Genomic DNA, 18,455 nt, shown 5'->3' on the forward strand with positions numbered 1-18,455 from the left:
ACTGCGAGCTCCCATGGTCGATCTGACGCAATATCTACCGATCCTGATTTTCCTGGTCATTGCGCTGGGATTGTCGACGGCGTTAGTCTTCCTTCCGATGGGCGTCGCGCGGCTGACAGGCGCACACAAGCCCGACCCGGCTAAGCTCACCGAATATGAATGCGGCTTTCCCGCGTTTGAAGATGCGCGGAGCCAGTTCGACGTGCGATTCTATCTCGTCGCCATCCTCTTCATCATTTTCGATCTCGAAGCGGCGTTTCTCTTTCCCTGGGCGGTCAGCCTCGAGGAAATCGGCTGGGCCGGTTGGGCGACGATGATGGTGTTCCTTGCCGAGCTTGCGGTCGGCCTGATTTACGCATGGAAGAAAGGGGCGCTGGACTGGGAATGAGCAATACTGGCCTCATCACACCCGGCGCGATGCCGGTGCCTGCGGGGGCGAACCCCGACCAGGCATATTTCGACGATCTGAATTCCGAACTGGGCGACAAGGGCTTCCTTGTCACCTCGACCGAGGACCTGTTCAACTGGGCACGCACGGGCTCGCTGTGGTGGATGACCTTCGGCCTTGCGTGCTGCGCGGTCGAGATGATCCACGTCAACATGCCGCGCTATGACATGGAGCGTTTCGGCGTCGCGCCGCGCGCCAGCCCGCGCCAGTCGGACGTGATGATCGTCGCGGGCACCTTGTGCAACAAGATGGCCCCCGCGCTGCGCCGCGTTTACGACCAGATGTCGAATCCGAAATATGTGATCTCGATGGGCAGCTGCGCCAATGGCGGCGGCTATTATCACTACAGCTATTCGGTGGTGCGCGGCTGCGACCGCATCGTGCCCGTCGATATCTATGTCCCCGGCTGTCCGCCGACCGCCGAGGCGCTCCTCTACGGCGTGATGCAGCTGCAGCGGAAGATCCGCCGCACGGGGACGATCGAACGCTGATGGCCCATCCCGCTCCCCTTGTTGCCCGCCGCGACGGTTTGGGCGAAGCGCTCGCAAATCTGCTGGGTGATGATCTGGTGGTGCATGTTCACGCTGCCGACGAGGACAGCATCACCGTGCGCCGCGAAGCGATTGCGTCGGTGATGGTGCAGCTGCGCGACCAACTCGACTATCAGCAGCTCATGGAAATCGCCGGGGTCGACTATCCCGACCGCGCCGAACGGTTCGAGGTTGTCTATCACCTGCTGAGCGTCACGAAAAACCACCGCCTGCGCATCCGCGTCTCGACCGACGAGGCGACGCCGGTACCGAGCATCGTTCCTGTGTGGCCCGTTGCCGGCTGGCTCGAGCGCGAAGTGTTCGACATGTACGGTGTGCTGTTTTCGGGCAATCCCGACCTGCGCCGCATCCTGACTGATTATGGTTTCCAGGGACATCCGCAGCGCAAAGACTTCCCGCTGACGGGCTATACCGAACTGCGCTACTCCGAAGAAGACAAGCGCGTCGTCTATGAACCCGTGCGGCTCGCGCAGGATTTCCGCAATTTCGACTTCATGTCGCCGTGGGAAGGCGCCGATTATGTGCTGCCCGGCGATGAGAAGGCCGGCGGTACGCACGAGGCACCCGGCAAGGGGGCGCCGACGCCGATGACCGCGAAGGAAGTCGACAAGGCCGACGAAAAGGCGGGCGGTCTCGCCAAGGCGCCTCCGCCGCCGACTCCCAAGACCACCGAAAGCCCGGCGCAGACCGGCGCGGGCGCCAAGGCCGACAAGGCCGCCGCCAAGCCGAGCAAGGACGGGGCAAAGGCGAAACCGGCGTCCAGGAGTGCCAAAACGCCGGCGACCAAGAAGGCTGAAAAGGCCGACACCAAACCGCGTGCGCCGCGCAAGCCCAAGGCGCCCAAAGGAGGTGACGCATGACCGACGCTCCAGAGGTCAAGCATCACGGCAGCGACATGTTCGAAGGCTATCCGGTCGATACCGCCGATACGCCGGGCGATCAGGTCGTCACCAACTATACGATCAACTTCGGCCCGCAGCACCCCGCAGCGCACGGCGTGCTGCGCATGATCATGGAGCTCGACGGCGAGATTATCGAGCGCGTCGACCCGCATGTCGGGCTGCTCCATCGCGGCACTGAAAAGCTGATCGAGTATAAGACCTATCTGCAGGCTTTGCCCTATTTCGACCGGCTCGACTATTGCTCGCCGCTGGGCATGGAGCACAGCTATGTGCTCGCGATCGAGAAGCTGCTCGACCTCGAAGTGCCAGAGCGCGCCCAGTATCTGCGCGTGCTGTTCGCCGAGCTGACGCGCATCTGCAACCATATGCTCAACATCGGCGCGCACGTCATGGACGTGGGCGCAATGACGCCGAACCTCTGGGTGTTCGAGCTGCGCGAGGATTGCCTGAACTTCTTTGAGCGCGCGTCGGGCGCGCGCATGCACTCGGCCTATTTCCGCCCCGGCGGCGTTCATCAGGACGTCCCCGAAAAGCTGCTCGTCGACATCGGCGAATGGATCGACGGCCGTCTGCCCGAACTGTTCGGCGATGCAATGAGCCTCGTCATCGACAACCGCATCTTCAAACAGCGCAACGTCGACATTGCGACGGTAAGCAAGGAAGACGCGCTCGCGTGGGGCTTCTCCGGCCCGATGATCCGCGGCAGCGGCATCGCGTGGGATTTGCGCAAGTCGCAGCCCTATGACGCCTATGCCAAGATGGAATTCGACATTCCTGTCGGCACGCGCGGCGACTGCTACGACCGTTTCATGGTGCGCGTGCAGGAAGTCTATCAGTCGGCGCGCATCATCAAGCAGTGCCTGCGCGACATGCCGAGCGGTCCGATCGCCAGCCTCGACCGCAAGGTCGTCCCGCCGAAACGCGGCGAGATGAAGCAGTCGATGGAATCGCTGATCCATCACTTCAAACTCTACACCGAGGGCTTCCACGTTCCGGCGGGCGAAGTCTATGTCGCGACCGAAAGCCCGAAGGGCGAATTCGGCGTCTATCTGGTCAGCGACGGCACCAACAAGCCGTACCGCTGCAAGATTCGCCCGACGGCGTTCAGCCACCTTCAGGCGATGGATTTCATGTGCAAGGGCCACATGCTCGCCGACACCACCGCGATCATCGGCGCGATCGACGTCGTGTTCGGGGAGTGCGACCGGTGATGCTGCGCGAATTTGCCATTCTCGTCCTGGTGCTCGCAGGTTCTGCATCTGCGGTGGCTGCCTATCTCGCGGCCTTTCATGGCGAGATAACGATAAAGGAAGTCGTCTCGACCACATTTGCCGCGACGCTCGGCATGTATGTCGGACGATATATTGAACGAGGTCTGGCCCGTGGCTGACGCACCCCAAATCCCCGACGAAGCCGAAGTCCGCGCGCGCTGGGGCGCTTTTGCGTGGACGGCGGAAAATGCCGAAACGGCCAAGGCGATCATCGCGCGCTATCCTGCGGGGCGTCAGCGCTCGGCGGTGATGCCGCTGCTCGACCTTGCGCAGCGCCAGGTCGGTGCCGAGACGCAGACGCAGGGCTGGCTGCCCGTGCCGGTGATCGAATATGTCGCGGCTGAGCTCGATATGCCCTTTATCCGCGCCTATGAGGTCGCGACCTTCTATACCATGTACAATCTCGCGCCAGTAGGCCGCTATCATGTGCAGGTTTGCGGCACGACGCCGTGCCTGTTGCGCGGGTCGGACGATGTGATTGCGGCGTGCAAGAACCGCGGGATGGCCAAGGGCAAGACGACGCCCGACGGGCTGTTCACGCTGACCGAGGTCGAGTGCATGGGCAATTGCGCCAATGCGCCGATGGTCCAGATCAACGACGATAATTACGAAGACCTCGATTACGACAGCATGACGCACATTCTCGACGAGCTGGCTGCGGGCAAGCAGCCCAAGACGGGGACGCAGAACCCTCAGCGCCACACGAGCGAGCCCGAAGGTGGCCCGACGACGCTGAAGGAAATGGTGTCGGCGAACCATGATTATCGGAAGGAGTGGGGGGCATGAACCACCTTCTAACCCTTCGTCATGCCGGACTTGATCCGGCATCCATGACCACGACCGTTGCCTGGACCCCGGATCACGTCCGGGGTGACGATGTAGGGGAAGGCGCATGAGCCTCGCCGACAAGGATCGCATCTTCACCAACGTCTATGGGTTCCAGCCATGGAATCTGAAGGCTGCGCAGGCGCGCGGCGATTGGGACGACACCAAGGACCTGATGAAGCGCGGCCAGGACGCGATCATCGAGGAGATCAAGGCGTCGGGCCTGCGCGGCCGCGGCGGCGCGGGTTTTCCGACGGGGCTCAAGTGGAGCTTCATGCCGAAGGAGCCGCGCGCCGACCGCCCGAGCTTCCTCGTCATCAACGCCGACGAATCCGAGCCCGGAAGCTGCAAAGACCGCGAGATCATCCGCCACGATCCGCACAAGCTGATCGAAGGTGCTTTGATCGCGGGTTTCGCGATGCGCGCCCGCGCCGCATACATCTATATCCGCGGCGAGTTCATCCGCGAGGCGGAGACATTGTTCGCGGCGGTGCAGGAGGCGTATGACGCCGGGCTGCTCGGCAAGAATGCGGCGAAGTCGGGGTATGATTTCGACGTCTTCGTCCACCGCGGCGCCGGCGCTTACATCTGCGGCGAAGAAACCGCGATGATCGAGAGCCTCGAGGGCAAAAAGGGCCAGCCGCGGCTGAAACCGCCGTTCCCGGCGGGCGCGGGACTCTATGGCTGCCCGACCACGGTGAACAATGTCGAAAGCATTGCGGTCGTCCCGACGATTTTGCGGCGCAGCGCGGCGTGGTTCGCGAGCTTCGGGCGCGAGAATAACAAGGGCACCAAGCTCTTCCAGATTTCGGGCCATGTGAACAAGCCGTGCGTCGTCGAAGAGGAAATGAGCATTCCCTTCCGCGAGCTGATCGACAAGCATTGCGGCGGCATTCGCGGCGGCTGGGACAATCTGCTCGCTGTCATCCCCGGCGGATCGTCGGTCCCGCTGGTTCCCGCGGCTGAGATCATGGACTGCCCGATGGACTTCGACGGGCTGAAGGCCGTCGGATCGGGCCTCGGCACCGCGGCCGCGATCGTGATGGACAAGTCGACCGACGTCGTTCAGGCGATCAGCCGCATCAGCTATTTCTACAAGCATGAAAGCTGCGGTCAGTGCACGCCGTGCCGCGAAGGCACCGGCTGGATGTGGCGCGTGATGGAGCGGCTGCGCACCGGCGACGCCGCCATTGAGGAAATCGACACGCTGTTCGACGTGACGAAGCAGGTCGAAGGCCACACCATCTGCGCGCTCGGCGATGCGGCAGCATGGCCGATCCAGGGGTTGATCAAGCATTTCCGACCTGAAATTGAGCGCCGCATTCGCGACAATGGCGGCGTGTTGGAGGCAGCGGAATGAGCTTGCGCCGAGTGGACGATCAGGGACGGGTGTATCGGCCTTTCCATGAAGGCTCGAAGGGTATCGCGATGACGGATCGTTCGGCGCTGCCGGATTCGTCAAAATGGTCTGGGCGTCAACATGTTCCGACTGAAGCTGACGCAGCTGAGAAACTGAAGCATGGATGGCATATCTGGATGGAACGTGAGGACGGAACGTCAAAACGGCCTTCACTTATCACGCCCATTAGCGTGGAGGGTTGGCGCTAATGCCTAAAGTTACCGTAGATGGCGTAGAACTCGACGTTCCGCAGGGCGCGACCGTGCTGCAGGCGTGCGAGATGGCGGGGAAGGAAATTCCGCGCTTTTGCTACCATGAACGCCTCAGCATCGCCGGCAATTGCCGTATGTGTCTCGTCGAAGTGTCGCCCGGACCGCCGAAGCCGCAGGCTTCGTGCGCGCTGCCGACCGCCGAGGGGCAGGTGATCAAGACCGACAGCCCGATGGTCAAGAAGGCGCGCGAAGGGGTGATGGAGTTCCTGCTCATCAACCACCCGCTCGACTGCCCGATCTGCGACCAGGGCGGCGAGTGTGATTTGCAGGACCAGTCGGTCGCCTATGGCCGCGGCGCGACGCGCTATGAAGAAAACAAGCGCGCGGTCACCGAGAAATATATGGGACCGATCGTCAAGACGGTGATGACGCGCTGCATTCAGTGCACGCGCTGCGTCCGTTTTGCCGAGGAAGTCGCGGGGGTCGAGGATATCGGCGCGATCGGACGCGGCGAGAATATGCAGATCACCACCTACCTCGAACATGCGATCCAGAGCGAACTCAGCGGCAATGTCGTCGACCTCTGCCCGGTCGGCGCGCTGACCAGCAAGCCCTATGCGTTCGAGGCGCGGCCGTGGGAGCTGACGAAGACGCTCGGTATCGACATGATGGACGCGGTTGGCACCAATGTCCGCATCGACAGCCGCGGGCGGCAGGTGCTGCGCGTGCTGCCGCGCATCAACGACGATGTGAACGAGGAATGGGCGAGCGACAAGACGCGCCACCACGTCGACGGACTGGTGCGCCGCCGTCTCGACCGCCCTTATGTGCGCAAAGGCGGCAAGCTGGTCGAGGCGACCTGGGCCGAAGCGTTCGATGCGATCAAGGCGGTGAAGGCCGGATCGTCGGTCGCGGCGATCGCTGGCGACCTTGTCGATTGCGAGACGATGTTCGCCGCCAAGGCGCTGGTGAACGCACTCGGCGGCAATCTGCTCGAAGGGCGCCAGACCGGTCTCGATTATGATGTGACCAGCCTGTCGGCGGTCAATTTCAACACGACGATTGCCGAGGCCGAAAACGCCGACGTGATCCTGCTTGTCGGTACGAATTTGCGTTGGGAAGCGCCGCTGATCAACACGCGTATCCGCAAGGCAGTGTACAAGAAGGGCGCGAAGGTCTTTGCCATCGGCGGCGAATGCGACCTGACTTATCGCGCTGAATGGCTCGGCAATGACGCGGCGCTCGTCGCGAAGTTGCCGGCGCATGTCCTCGACGCGCTGAAGGGCGCCGAACGGCCGATGCTGATCTTCGGCGGCGGCGCGCTGTCGGTGCCGGGCGTCCACGGCGCGGGCCTCGCGCTTGCCAAGGCGGTGAATGCGGTCAAGGACGGCTGGAACGGCTTCAACGTCGTCCACTTCTCGGCCGCGCGGATGGGATCGTTGATGCTCGGCTACGGCCTGGCCGGCGGGATCAAGGATGTGATCGCGGCCAAACCCAAGCTTGCCTTCTTCCTTGGCGCCGACGAGGTCGATTTTGCGGCCTTTGACAAGACGTTCAAAGTCTATGTCGGCCATCATGGCGACAAGGGCGCGCACGCCGCCGACGTCATCCTGCCCGCTGCGGCATGGACCGAAAAGGATTTCACCACGGTCAACACCGAGGGCCGCGTCCAGCGCAGCGAGAAAGCGGTGTTCGCGCCGGGCGACGCGCGCGAGGACTGGAGCATTTTCCGCGCGCTTGCTGATACACTCGGCGTCAGCGTCGGGTTCGACAGCTTCGACGAATGCCGCGCGGCGATGATCGCCGCGGTGCCCGCGCTCGGCGTCGAGGGACTTGCCGACTATGGTTGGACGGTGCCCAAGCTGCCCGCGAAACCCGAGGCACGCGCGATCCCGTCGCCGATCAAGGATTTCTACCTCACCAACGCCATCTGCCGCGCGTCGCCGACGATGCAACGCTGTTCGGAAGAGATTTTGCACGGTGCGGATTTTGCGGAGGCGGCGGAATGAGCCGCGCATTCAATAGCTTCGTCACCCCGGATTTGATCCGGGGTCCATGGATGCCGGATCAAGTCCGGCATGACGACAAGGGGTGGGTGCTGTGACCGAAACCTTCATCTCGTGGGGCATGGACCCCAACTGGGCGTGGGGCGTCGCGACCGTCGCGGGCATCTTGCTCATCGCGCTGCCGCTGATGCTCGCCGTGGCGATGATTATCTATGCCGACCGCAAGATCTGGGCGGCAATCGCCCTGCGCCGCGGGCCGAACGTCGTCGGTCCCTTCGGTCTGCTGCAGAGTTTCGCCGACGGGCTCAAGGTCTTCCTGCAGGAAACGATCATTCCGTCGGGCGCCAACCGCGGGCTGTTCCTGATCGCGCCGATCATCACCTTCACCGTCGCGCTGCTCGCGTGGGCGGTGATCCCGTTCAATTCGGGCGCGGTGCTCGCCGACATCAATGTCGGGCTGCTCTACATCCTCGCGATCTCGTCGCTCGGCGTCTATGGCGTGATCCTGTCGGGCTGGGCGTCGAATTCGAAATATCCCTTCTTTTCCGCGCTCCGCGCTTCGGCGCAGATGATCTCCTACGAAGTGTCGATCGGCTTCATCCTGATCGGGGTCGTGCTTTATGCCGACAGTTTCAACTTGAACGAGATCATCAAGGCGCAGCAGGGCCACGGGCTCGGCATCGTCAACGCCTTCGGTTTCAACCTGCTGATGTTCCCGCTCGCGGTGATGTTCCTCATCTCGGCGCTCGCCGAAACCGCGCGCGCGCCGTTCGACCTGACCGAGGCCGAGAGCGAACTCGTCGCTGGGTATCAGACCGAATATTCGTCAATGAGCTTCGCGCTCTTCTGGCTCGGCGAATATGCCAATGTGCTGCTGATGGCGACGCTCAACGCCATCCTGTTCTGGGGCGGCTGGCTGCCGCCGATCGACTGGGCACCGCTCTACGCCGTTCCGGGCATCATCTGGCTGTTCGCGAAGATCCTGTTCTTCTTCTTCGTCTTCAGCTGGGTCAAGGCGACCGTTCCGCGCTACCGTTATGACCAGCTGATGCGGCTGGGCTGGAAAATCTTCCTGCCGATTTCGCTGATCTGGGTGTTCCTGATCTCCGGCTGGCTGATGCTGACGAGGTATTCATGAGTTACGTAGGTCATCTCGTTAAAAGCTTCACCTTGTGGGAGTTTGTGAAGGCGCACGCGCTCACGCTCAAATATTTCTTCAAGCCGAAGGCGACGATCAACTATCCGTTCGAGAAGAACCCGCTGAGCCCGCGGTTCCGCGGCGAACATGCGCTGCGTCGCTATCCGAACGGCGAGGAACGCTGCATTGCGTGCAAGCTGTGCGAGGCGGTGTGCCCGGCGCAGGCGATCACGATCGAGGCCGAGCCGCGCGACGATGGTTCGCGCCGTACCACGCGCTACGACATCGACATGACCAAGTGCATCTATTGCGGCTTCTGCCAGGAAGCGTGCCCGGTCGATGCGATCGTCGAGGGGCCGAACTTCGAATTCGCGACCGAAACGCGCGAAGAACTGCTCTATGACAAGGCCAAGCTGCTCGCAAATGGCGACAAATGGGAACGCGCGATCGCGGCGAATCTTGCCGCCGACGCGCCCTATCGGTAAGGGCGCGCGCACATGATCCAGCTTATCGCCTTCTATCTCTTCGCAACCGTCGTCATTGCGTCCGCCGCAATGGTGATTTTCGCGCGCAACCCCGTCCACAGCGTGATGTGGCTGATCCTCGCCTTCTTCAACGCGGCGGGGCTGATGCTGCTCGCGGGCGCCGAATTCATCGCGATGCTGCTCGTCATCGTTTATGTCGGTGCGGTCGCGGTGCTGTTCCTGTTCGTTGTGATGATGCTCGACATCGATTTCGCCGAGCTGCGCGCGGGTTTTGTCCGCTATCTTCCGCTCGGGACGCTTGTCGCCATCATCCTCGCGGCCGAGCTGATCTTCGCGGTCGGCGCGTGGAGCGCGGGCGGGGTCGACCTTGCCGCGCGGACCGCGCCGGTCGTGTCCGACACCAGCAATATCCAGCAGATCGGCGAATTGCTCTACACGCGCTACATCTTCCTGTTCGAGGCGGCGGGTATCGTCCTGCTCGTCGCGATGATCGGCGCGATCGTGCTGACGCATCGCCAGCGCGGCGGGGTGCGCGCACAGAATGTCGCGCAGCAGGTGCGCCGTCGTCCCGAGGACGCAACGCGCCTCGTCGATCCAGGCACCGGGCAGGGGGTTGAACTGTGATTTCGTCGCATATCCCTAACCCGTTCGCATCGAGCGCAGTCGAGATGCCCATCGTTCGTGCACGCCTTCACGGTGTCTCGACTTCGCTCGACACGAACGGAAATGGAGTTCAGGCATGATTTCGGTCGGCCACTATCTCGCCGTTTCGGCGGTGCTGTTCACGCTCGGCGTGCTCGGCATCTTCATCAACCGCAAGAATATCATCGTCATCCTGATGGCGATCGAGCTGATCCTGCTCGCGGTGAACATCAACCTCGTCGCATTCAGCGCCGCGCTCGGCGATCTCGTCGGGCAGGTGTTCGCGATGTTCGTGCTGACCGTCGCCGCGGGCGAGGCGGCGATCGGGCTCGCAATCCTTGTTATCTATTTCCGCGGCCGCGGCACCATTGCCGTCGACGATGCCAACCGGATGAAGGGGTAAGCCGGTGATCCAGGCGATCGTATTCCTGCCGCTGCTCGCGGCACTCGTCGCAGGGCTCGGCCAGCGCGCCATTGGTCCGTTCGCGTCAAAGCTGATTACAACAGGTGCGCTGTTCGGAAGCTGCGCGCTCAGCTGGCCGATCTTCCTCTCCTTTGTCATGGGCACGGGCGAGGCGAGCGTCGTGCCGGTCATGCAATGGGTGTCGTCGGGCGCGCTCCAGTTCGACTGGGAGCTGCGCGTCGATACGCTGACCGCGGTGATGCTCGTCGTGATCACGACGGTGTCGGCGCTCGTCCACCTCTATAGCTGGGGCTATATGGAGGAAGACCCGGACCAGCCGCGCTTCTTCGCTTATCTCTCGCTCTTCACCTTCGCGATGCTGATGCTCGTGACCGCGAACAACCTCGTCCAGATGTTCTTCGGCTGGGAAGGCGTCGGCCTTGCCTCCTATCTGCTCATCGGTTTCTGGTACAAGAAACCGAGCGCAAACGCCGCGGCGATCAAGGCGTTCGTCGTCAACCGTGTCGGCGACCTTGGCTTCATGCTCGGCATTTTCGGCACCTTCCTGGTGTTCGGCACCGTGTCGATCCCCGCGATCCTCGACGCCGCACCCGGCATGGCGGGCAGCAGCATCACCTTCCTCGGCATGCGGCTCGACACGATGACGATCCTCTGCCTGCTGCTGTTCATTGGCGCGATGGGCAAGTCGGCGCAGCTTGGCCTCCACACCTGGCTTCCAGACGCGATGGAGGGCCCGACCCCGGTGTCGGCGCTGATCCACGCCGCGACGATGGTGACGGCGGGCGTGTTCATGGTGTGCCGCCTGTCGCCGATGTTCGAAACGAGCGAAGTCGCGCTCGGCGTCGTGACCTTCGTCGGCGCTGCGACCTGCCTGTTCGCCGCGACCGTCGGCACGACGCAGTGGGACATCAAGCGCGTCATCGCCTATTCGACCTGTTCGCAGCTCGGCTACATGTTCTTTGCCGCGGGCGTCGGCGCCTATGGCGCGGCGATGTTCCACCTGTTCACCCACGCCTTCTTCAAGGCGCTTCTGTTCCTCGGCGCCGGGTCGGTCATCCATGCGATGCACCATGAGCAGGACATGCGCTATTATGGCGCGCTGCGGAAACATATCCCGCTCACCTATTGGGCGATGATGATGGGGACGCTGGCGATCACCGGCGTTGGCATCGCGGGTGTCGCGGGCTTCGCCGGTTTCCATTCGAAGGACGGCATCCTCGAGGCGGCCTTTGCCGCGGGCGGCGGCGGCGTGATCGCCTTCTGGGTCGGCATTTTCGCCGCGCTGCTCACGAGCTTCTATTCGTGGCGCCTTGTGTTCCTGACCTTTCACGGCCAGCCGCGCTGGGCCGCGAGCGAACATATTCAGCACGCGGTGCACGGCGATCATCACGATCATCCGGCGGACGAACACGCCGGGCACGATGTGATGCATGTGCATGCCGCCGACGCGCACGAAGGCACGGCGGGTTATCACCCCCACGAGAGCCCGTGGACGATGCTCATTCCGCTCGGCCTGCTCTCGGTCGGCGCGGTGTTTGCCGGTTATGCGTTCAAATATCAGTTCATCTATCCCGAGCAGGGGCTGGCCTTTTGGGAGGGCAGCATGCTCGCCTATGACGCCGAGCTGATGCATCTCGCGCACGAGGTTCCGACCTGGGTCAAATGGACACCGTTCGCGGTGATGGCGCTCGGCCTCTTCCTCGCGTGGAACAGCTATATCCGCAACACGACGCTTCCCGCGAAGTTCGTGGCGCAGTTCAAGCTGCTGCATGCCTTCCTGTTCAACAAATGGTATTTCGACGAGCTCTATAACGTCCTGTTCGTAAGGCCCGCCTTTGCGATCGGCCGCTTCTTCTGGAAGCGCGGGGACGAAGGCACCATCGACCGCTTCGGTCCCGATGGCGTTGCGGCGCTCGTCCAAGGGGGGACCCGGCTCGCGGTCCGGCTGCAATCGGGTTATGTTTATGGATATGCGTTTGTGATGCTGCTTGGGCTTGTCGGCCTCGCCAGCTGGGCCATGGTGAATTTCCTGTGAGCGGCGGCGTGGGTATCCTTTCGCTGATGCTGGCGATTCCGGCGGTCGCCGCCATCGCCTGCCTGTTCGCGGGCGACCGCAATGCGCGGCTGATCGCGCTCGCGGCGACGCTCGCCGATTTCGCGCTCGGCTGTGTGCTGTGGGCGCAGTTCGACATCGGCGGCGCGCAGTGGCAGTTCGTCGAGCGCGCCGACCTGTTCGGCCGCTTCCAATGGGCGCTCGGTATCGACGGCATGGCACTGATGCTCATCATGCTCAGTGTCTTCCTGATGCCGCTGTGCATCCTCGCCAGCTGGGATGCGATCAAGAGCCGCGTCGGCCTTTACATGGCAATGTTCCTGATCATGGAGGTCGTCATGATCGGCGTCTTCATGGCGCAGGACCTGCTGCTCTTCTACATCTTCTTCGAGGCCGGCCTCATTCCGATGTATTTCATCATCGGCATCTGGGGCGGCGCGAACCGCAAATATGCGGCATTCAAATTCTTCCTCTACACGCTGCTCGGATCGGTGTTGATGCTGATCGCGATGATCGCGATGATCGCGGAGGCCGGGACGACCGACATTCCGACGCTGCTCAATTACGACTTCCCGGTCGAGATGCAGACGTGGCTGTGGCTGGCCTTCTTCGCCAGCCTTGCGGTCAAGATGCCGATGTGGCCGGTCCACACGTGGCTTCCCGATGCGCACGTCCAGGCGCCGACTGCGGGTTCGATGATCCTGGCGGGCGTTCTGCTCAAACTCGGCGCCTATGGCTTCATTCGTTTCATGATGCCGATGTTTCCCGATGCGTCGGCGCAGTTGATGTGGATCGTCTTTGCGCTGTCGATGATCGCGGTCGTCTACACCAGCCTCGTCGCGCTCGCGCAGAACGATATGAAGAAGCTGATCGCTTACTCGTCGGTCGCACATATGGCGATCGTCACCGCGGGCCTCTTTGCCTTCAACCAGCAGGGGATCGAGGGCGCGCTGATCATCATGCTCAGCCACGGTGTCGTGTCGGCGGCGCTCTTCTTCTGCGTCGGCGTCATCTACGACCGGCTCCACACGCGCGAGATCGATCGTTACGGCGGGCTCGCGGTCAATATGCCCGCCTATGCGCTCTTCTTCATGCTGTTCACCATGGCGTCGATCGGCCTTCCGGGGACGAGCGGGTTCGTCGGCGAATTCCTGAGCCTCGCGGGCATTTACGAAGCGTCGAGCTGGGTCGCCTTCGTCTGCACGACCGGCATCATCCTCGGTGCCGCTTATATGCTTTATCTCTATCGCCGTGTCGTATTCGGCGAACTCACCAAGGACGATGTGAAGGCCATGCCCGATCTCAATCCGCGCGAATGGGCGATCATGGCGCCGCTCGCCGCCGTGGCGCTGTGGATGGGCGTTTATCCCGAAAGTTTCCTTGCACCGATGCGCGGCGACGTGACCACGGTGGTCGCGCGCCTTGCCCCGGCCAAGCCGGCGGGCGATGCGCAGCTTGCTGCGGGAAAACCCAAGCCGGCAGGTGACGCCCATGGCAGCGCGCATCATGCGGGAGGCGTGCAATGAGCGCCGATCTCGCCCTCATCTGGCCCGAGCTGATCCTGACGATCGGCGGGCTGATCACGCTGCTCCTCGGCACGTTCGCGGGCGACCGGCAGGTCGGCCTTTACCAGCTTGCGGCAATGCTCACGCTCGGTGCCGCCGCGTTTGCGGTCGTCGCACTGTTCGGCGTCGAGGCGTCGGTCTTTTCGGGTACGCTCGCAGTCGACGGCTTCGGCGGCTTCGCCAAGCTGCTCATCTATGCCGCGAGCTTCGTCTGCATCCTGATCGCGCCGCGCTTTTTTACCGGCGGGATGCGCGCCGAATATCCGGTGCTGATCCTCTTCGCCGCGCTCGGCATGGGAATCATGGCATCGGCGCGCGATTTAATGACGCTCTATATCGGGCTCGAACTCAACAGCCTTGCCGCCTATGTGCTCGCCAGCTTCATGCGCACCGACGAACGGTCAAGCGAGGCTGGCCTTAAATATTTCGTGCTCGGCGCGCTCGCGTCGGGGATGCTGCTCTATGGCATTTCGCTGATCTACGGCTTTTCAGGTACAACCGATTTCGCTGCGATTGCGCTGCGCATGGGCGGCGAGATGAATATCGGGCTCGTCTTCGGCATCGTCTTCATGCTCGCGGGCCTCGGCTTCAAGATCAGCGCGGTGCCGTTCCATATGTGGACGCCCGACGTCTACGAAGGCGCACCGACGCCGGTCACGACCTTCTTCGCGAGCGCGCCGAAGGTCGCGGCGATGGCGCTGATGACGCGCGTCGTTGTCGACGCGATGGGGCCGGCCATCGGCGCGTGGCAGCAGATCGTCATTTTCCTCGCGCTTGCGTCGATCATCCTCGGCGCAGTGGGTGCGATCGGGCAGAAGAATATCAAGCGGCTGCTTGCCTATTCGTCGATCAACAATGTCGGCTTCATCCTCATCGGCCTTGCCGCGGGGACGCAGGCGGGGGTCGAGGCGGTGCTGACCTATTTGCTCGTTTATGTGGTGACGACGATCGGCTCCTTCCTCGTCGTGCTCCAGCTGCGCGACGCCGCAGGCAACCAGGTCGAGAGCATTCCGGCACTCGCCGGCCTGTCTCAGCGCCGTCCGGGGCTCGCGGCCGCGCTGTCGGTCTTCCTGCTCAGCCTCGCGGGCATCCCACCGCTCTTTGGCTTCTGGCCGAAATATCTGGTGTTCGAGGCCGCGGTAAATGCGAACCTCGTTCCGCTAGCGGTTGCGGGCATCGTCGCCTCGGTAATCGGCGCTTTCTATTATATCGCGGTCATCAAGACGATGTATTTCGACGATGCGTCGGATGTCGAGGTCACAGGCGGCGGAAGCGTGGTCGAGGGTGCGATCGTCACCGCCAGCGCGCTGTGGCTCTCGGTCGTCGGCTATCTCTTCATTCCGGTGCTCGCCGTCGCATCTGCGAGCGCCGCAGCGGTGCTGTTCTGATCCCGCCGATCGAGCGGACCCAGCAGACGGGTTCGACCAACGCCGACCTGCTCGCGCGGCTGGCCGGTGGCGAGCATGTCGGCGAAGGGCATTGGCTCGTCGCAGACCGCCAGACGGCGGGTCGCGGGCGTCTCGGCCGTGCGTGGAACGACGGGCAGGGCAATTTCATGGGCTCGACCGTCGTCCATCTGAAGAGCGGCGATCCATCTCCCGCAACGCTCTCGCTCGTCGCGGGCGTCGCGCTTGCCAAGGCAGTGGCGGCGCTGGCGCCGGGGCTCGGCGCTATGCTCAAATGGCCGAACGACATGTTCGTCGACGGCGCGAAATGCGCCGGCATATTGATGGAGCGCGCTGGCGACAGCATCGTGATCGGCATCGGCGTAAATCTGGTCGCCGCGCCCGAGCTTCCTGACCGACCCACGGCGGCGTTGGCGGACCGGGGCGCAGTGGTCGACCGCGACCGTTTCGCGGAGGCGCTGGCGGTCGCGATGACCGATGCACTCTGGACATGGCGTCACGAAGGCATTGGCGGCATTATCGCCGCATGGCTGCCGCAGGCGCACCCGGTCGGGACGCCGCTCCATGTGTCGGAGCAGGGGGTCGACGGCACGTTCGACGGACTTGCGCTCGACGGTGCGCTTCGCTTGCGCCGCCGCGACGGGACGGCCATGCTGATCCATGCAGGCGACGTCGAACTGCGACGCGCGCCCGAGGAGGGGAAGTAACGTGCTGCTTGCGATCGACGTCGGCAACACCAACGCCAAATTCGCGCTGTTCCGCGGGAGCGATCTGCTCGCGCGCTGGCGAATCGCGACCGACGACCGGCGCACCGCCGACGAATATATGGTGTGGCTTGATCAACTGATGCGGATCGAGGGCCACGCGCGCGGCGATGTCGATGCGGTGATTATCTCGACGGTGGTGCCGCGCGCACTGCACAATCTGCAGTTGCTCGCGCACAAATATTTCGGGGTCGAGGCGCTTGTCGCAGGGCGCGGCGCGGTCGGCTGGGGGATCGCGCTCAAGGTCGACGAACCGCAAGCCGTCGGCGCCGACCGCGCGGTCAACGCGATCTCGGCGCAGGCGGTCGAACCGGGCAAGGACAAGCTCGTCATCAGTTTCGGCACCGCGACGACGTTCGACCATATCGGCCCCGACGGCGCTTATCGCGGCGGCATCATCGCGCCGGGGGTCAATCTCTCGTTGGAGGCGCTGGTCGCCGCCGCCGCCAAACTCCCGCGCATCGCAATCGAGGCACCCGCGAACCCCAGCGTTATCGGCCGCACGACCGAAAGCCAGATGCTGATCGGCGTCTATTGGGGCTATGTCGCGATGATTGAAGGACTCATCGCGCGGATGAAAGCCGAAGTAGGCAAACCGATGACCGTCATCGCGACTGGCGGCCTCGCCACCTTGTTTCAGGAACAGGCGCACCTGTTCGACCGGATCGAACCCGACCTGACGCTGAACGGCCTCATGCACCTATACGCAAAACAGAACGGACAGAAATGACATCTCCTGGCAAGGAACTGCTATTCCTCGCGCTCGGCGGGTCCGGCGAGATTGGGATGAACGCCAATCTTTATGGCTGCGACGGCAAATGGATCATGCTCGACCTCGGCGTGACCTTTGGCAGCCAGGATTATCCGGGCATCGACATCGTGATGCCCGACCTGGAGTTCATCGAGGACCGCAAGGCGGATTTGCTCGGTATCGTGCTGACGCACGGGCATGAGGATCATATCGGCGCCTTGCCCTATCTCGCCGCCGACCTCGGCGTGCCGCTTTATGCCAACCGTTTCACGGCGGGGCTGATCGCGCACAAGCTCGCCGAAGAAGGGATGGAGAAGGAGATCGAGATCCGAACGGTCGACATCGACGCAGAATTCCAGCTCGGCCCGTTCGATATTCGCATGGTTCCGCTCGCCCACTCGATCCTCGAGATGAGCGCGGTGGTGATCGACACGCCCTATGGCCGCGTTTTTCACACCGGCGACTGGAAGCTCGACGAGGAACCGATTCTGGGCGCCCCCGCGACGGCGACAACGCTGACGGCGATCGGCGACGAGGGCGTCGATTTCCTCGTCTGCGATTCGACCAACGCCTTCAACCCCGAAGCGTCGGGAAGCGAGGGTGGGGTGCGCGATGGGCTGATCGAGGCGGTTGGGGCGGCAAAGGGCAGGGTGGTCGTCACCACCTTTGCTTCCAACGCCGCACGGCTGCACACGCTGGGCGAAGTGGCACGTGCGACGGGGCGCCAGCTCTGTGTCGCGGGGCGCTCGCTCGACCGCATCATCGGTGTGGCGCGCTCGGTCGGTTATCTCATAGATTTTCCGCCGACGGTCGATTTCGACGAGGCGATGCGCCTGCCGCACGACAAGGTGATGGTGATCGCAACGGGCGGACAGGGCGAACCGCGCGCAGCACTTGCGCGCATGGCGAGCGACAATCATCAGATCAAGCTCGAGGCCGGCGATACGGTCGTCTTTTCGTCCAAGCAGATTCCGGGCAACGAGGTTGCGATCGGCCGCATCATGAACCAGCTGGCGTCGAAGGACGTGCTGACCGTGACCGAAAAGCAGGCCCATATCCATGTCAGCGGCCACCCCGGCCAACCCGAACTCGCCGCGCTCTACGGCTGGTTGCGGCCAAAGCTGGTCGTCCCCGTGCATGGCGAAATACGCCACATGCACGAACAGGCGCGTTTCGCGCTCGAAAAGGGCGTGGCGGGCGCGCTGGTGCAGGAAAATGGCGACCTTTGCCGGTTGGCGCCGGGACCAGCGCAAATCGTCGAGCGCGTGCGGTCGGGGCGCCTCATCCTCGACGGCGACGTTATCCTCCCTGCCGATGGCGAAACGATAGGCGAACGCCGCAAGCTCGCACTGAACGGCCAGATGTCGGTTGCCGTCGTGCTGTCCGGCGGACGTTTTGTTGATAGCGCGATCCAATATCGCGGCGTACCGGTCGAGGACGATCGCGACACGTTTATCGAGGAGTTGAACGAGGCTGCCGAGCAAGCCGCGACCGGCCCAGCGCGCGACCGCGATGCGTTGAAGGAGGCGGTCCGTCTCGGCGTGCGTCGCGTCGCAACCGACTGGACCGGCAAAAAGCCGATCGTCGACGTACTGATCGTGGATATCTGACCG

Annotated in this window: 18 protein-coding genes; all 18 read left to right on the forward strand. The window is 63.2% G+C overall.

Going from position 1 to position 18,455, the window contains the following annotated elements; translation table 11 throughout:
* The first annotated feature begins 13 nt into the window (after window positions 1-13).
* The 18 genes from H7692_RS01445 to H7692_RS01530 all read left to right on the forward strand — a co-directional run bounded on the left by H7692_RS01445 (window position 14) and on the right by H7692_RS01530 (window position 18,452).
* On the forward strand, window positions 14-388 hold the full coding sequence (locus H7692_RS01445) for an NADH-quinone oxidoreductase subunit A (protein ID WP_227339659.1): 375 nt from the start codon (window positions 14-16) through the stop codon (window positions 386-388).
* Window positions 385-939 (forward strand): NuoB/complex I 20 kDa subunit family protein, encoded by a 555-nt coding sequence (locus H7692_RS01450; RefSeq protein ID WP_390881091.1) that lies wholly within the window; start codon window positions 385-387, stop codon window positions 937-939. Before H7692_RS01445 ends, H7692_RS01450 begins: the two co-directional genes overlap by 4 nt.
* Complete coding sequence (locus tag H7692_RS01455; protein WP_201925213.1) at window positions 939-1,859, forward strand: NADH-quinone oxidoreductase subunit C; 921 nt, start codon at window positions 939-941, stop codon at window positions 1,857-1,859. The genes H7692_RS01450 and H7692_RS01455 overlap by 1 nt, the downstream gene beginning before the upstream one ends.
* Window positions 1,860-1,894: 35 nt before the next feature.
* A complete protein-coding gene (locus tag H7692_RS01460; protein WP_201927226.1) occupies window positions 1,895-3,112 on the forward strand; it encodes an NADH-quinone oxidoreductase subunit D in 1,218 nt (405 codons plus the stop codon).
* On the forward strand, window positions 3,109-3,291 hold the full coding sequence (locus tag H7692_RS01465; RefSeq protein WP_201925214.1) for a hypothetical protein: 183 nt from the start codon (window positions 3,109-3,111) through the stop codon (window positions 3,289-3,291). Before H7692_RS01460 ends, H7692_RS01465 begins: the two co-directional genes overlap by 4 nt.
* Window positions 3,284-3,958, forward strand: coding sequence for a complex I 24 kDa subunit family protein (locus tag H7692_RS01470; RefSeq protein WP_201925216.1), 675 nt, complete (start codon window positions 3,284-3,286; stop codon window positions 3,956-3,958). Before H7692_RS01465 ends, H7692_RS01470 begins: the two co-directional genes overlap by 8 nt.
* A gap of 106 nt (window positions 3,959-4,064) precedes the next feature.
* Window positions 4,065-5,357, forward strand: coding sequence for an NADH-quinone oxidoreductase subunit NuoF (nuoF, locus tag H7692_RS01475; RefSeq protein ID WP_227339660.1), 1,293 nt, complete (start codon window positions 4,065-4,067; stop codon window positions 5,355-5,357).
* Window positions 5,358-5,604: 247 nt separating this feature from the next.
* Window positions 5,605-7,617, forward strand: coding sequence for an NADH-quinone oxidoreductase subunit NuoG (nuoG, locus tag H7692_RS01480; RefSeq protein WP_227339661.1), 2,013 nt, complete (start codon window positions 5,605-5,607; stop codon window positions 7,615-7,617).
* Window positions 7,618-7,708: 91 nt separating this feature from the next.
* Entirely contained in the window at window positions 7,709-8,752 is a 1,044-nt protein-coding gene (gene nuoH, locus H7692_RS01485; RefSeq protein ID WP_227339662.1) for an NADH-quinone oxidoreductase subunit NuoH, read from the forward strand.
* On the forward strand, window positions 8,749-9,237 hold the full coding sequence (nuoI, locus tag H7692_RS01490; RefSeq protein WP_201925226.1) for an NADH-quinone oxidoreductase subunit NuoI: 489 nt from the start codon (window positions 8,749-8,751) through the stop codon (window positions 9,235-9,237). The genes nuoH and nuoI overlap by 4 nt, the downstream gene beginning before the upstream one ends.
* Window positions 9,238-9,249: 12 nt before the next feature.
* Window positions 9,250-9,861 carry an NADH-quinone oxidoreductase subunit J gene (locus H7692_RS01495; RefSeq protein ID WP_227339663.1) on the forward strand — a complete coding sequence of 204 codons (612 nt, stop codon included), beginning with the start codon at window positions 9,250-9,252 and terminating at the stop codon, window positions 9,859-9,861.
* Window positions 9,862-9,976: 115 nt separating this feature from the next.
* Entirely contained in the window at window positions 9,977-10,282 is a 306-nt protein-coding gene (gene nuoK, locus H7692_RS01500) for an NADH-quinone oxidoreductase subunit NuoK (protein WP_053554267.1), read from the forward strand.
* A 4-nt stretch (window positions 10,283-10,286) separates the two neighbouring features.
* On the forward strand, window positions 10,287-12,338 hold the full coding sequence (gene nuoL / locus H7692_RS01505) for an NADH-quinone oxidoreductase subunit L (RefSeq protein WP_227339664.1): 2,052 nt from the start codon (window positions 10,287-10,289) through the stop codon (window positions 12,336-12,338).
* 8 nt (window positions 12,339-12,346) lie between these two features.
* On the forward strand, window positions 12,347-13,882 hold the full coding sequence (locus H7692_RS01510) for an NADH-quinone oxidoreductase subunit M (RefSeq protein WP_314817349.1): 1,536 nt from the start codon (window positions 12,347-12,349) through the stop codon (window positions 13,880-13,882).
* Window positions 13,879-15,309 carry an NADH-quinone oxidoreductase subunit NuoN gene (gene nuoN, locus H7692_RS01515; RefSeq protein ID WP_227339665.1) on the forward strand — a complete coding sequence of 477 codons (1,431 nt, stop codon included), beginning with the start codon at window positions 13,879-13,881 and terminating at the stop codon, window positions 15,307-15,309. Before H7692_RS01510 ends, nuoN begins: the two co-directional genes overlap by 4 nt.
* Entirely contained in the window at window positions 15,231-16,034 is an 804-nt protein-coding gene (locus tag H7692_RS01520) for a biotin--[acetyl-CoA-carboxylase] ligase (protein ID WP_201925235.1), read from the forward strand. The genes nuoN and H7692_RS01520 overlap by 79 nt, the downstream gene beginning before the upstream one ends.
* Before the next feature lies 1 nt (window position 16,035).
* Window positions 16,036-16,821 carry a type III pantothenate kinase gene (locus H7692_RS01525; RefSeq protein ID WP_222136175.1) on the forward strand — a complete coding sequence of 262 codons (786 nt, stop codon included), beginning with the start codon at window positions 16,036-16,038 and terminating at the stop codon, window positions 16,819-16,821.
* Window positions 16,818-18,452 (forward strand): ribonuclease J, encoded by a 1,635-nt coding sequence (locus H7692_RS01530; RefSeq protein ID WP_222136174.1) that lies wholly within the window; start codon window positions 16,818-16,820, stop codon window positions 18,450-18,452. Before H7692_RS01525 ends, H7692_RS01530 begins: the two co-directional genes overlap by 4 nt.
* The last annotated feature ends 3 nt before the right edge of the window (window positions 18,453-18,455 follow it).

Origin of the sequence: Sphingopyxis sp. P8 (assembly GCF_020622175.1) — a bacterium.
In the GTDB taxonomy this organism is placed as follows: domain Bacteria; phylum Pseudomonadota; class Alphaproteobacteria; order Sphingomonadales; family Sphingomonadaceae; genus Sphingopyxis; species Sphingopyxis jiangsuensis.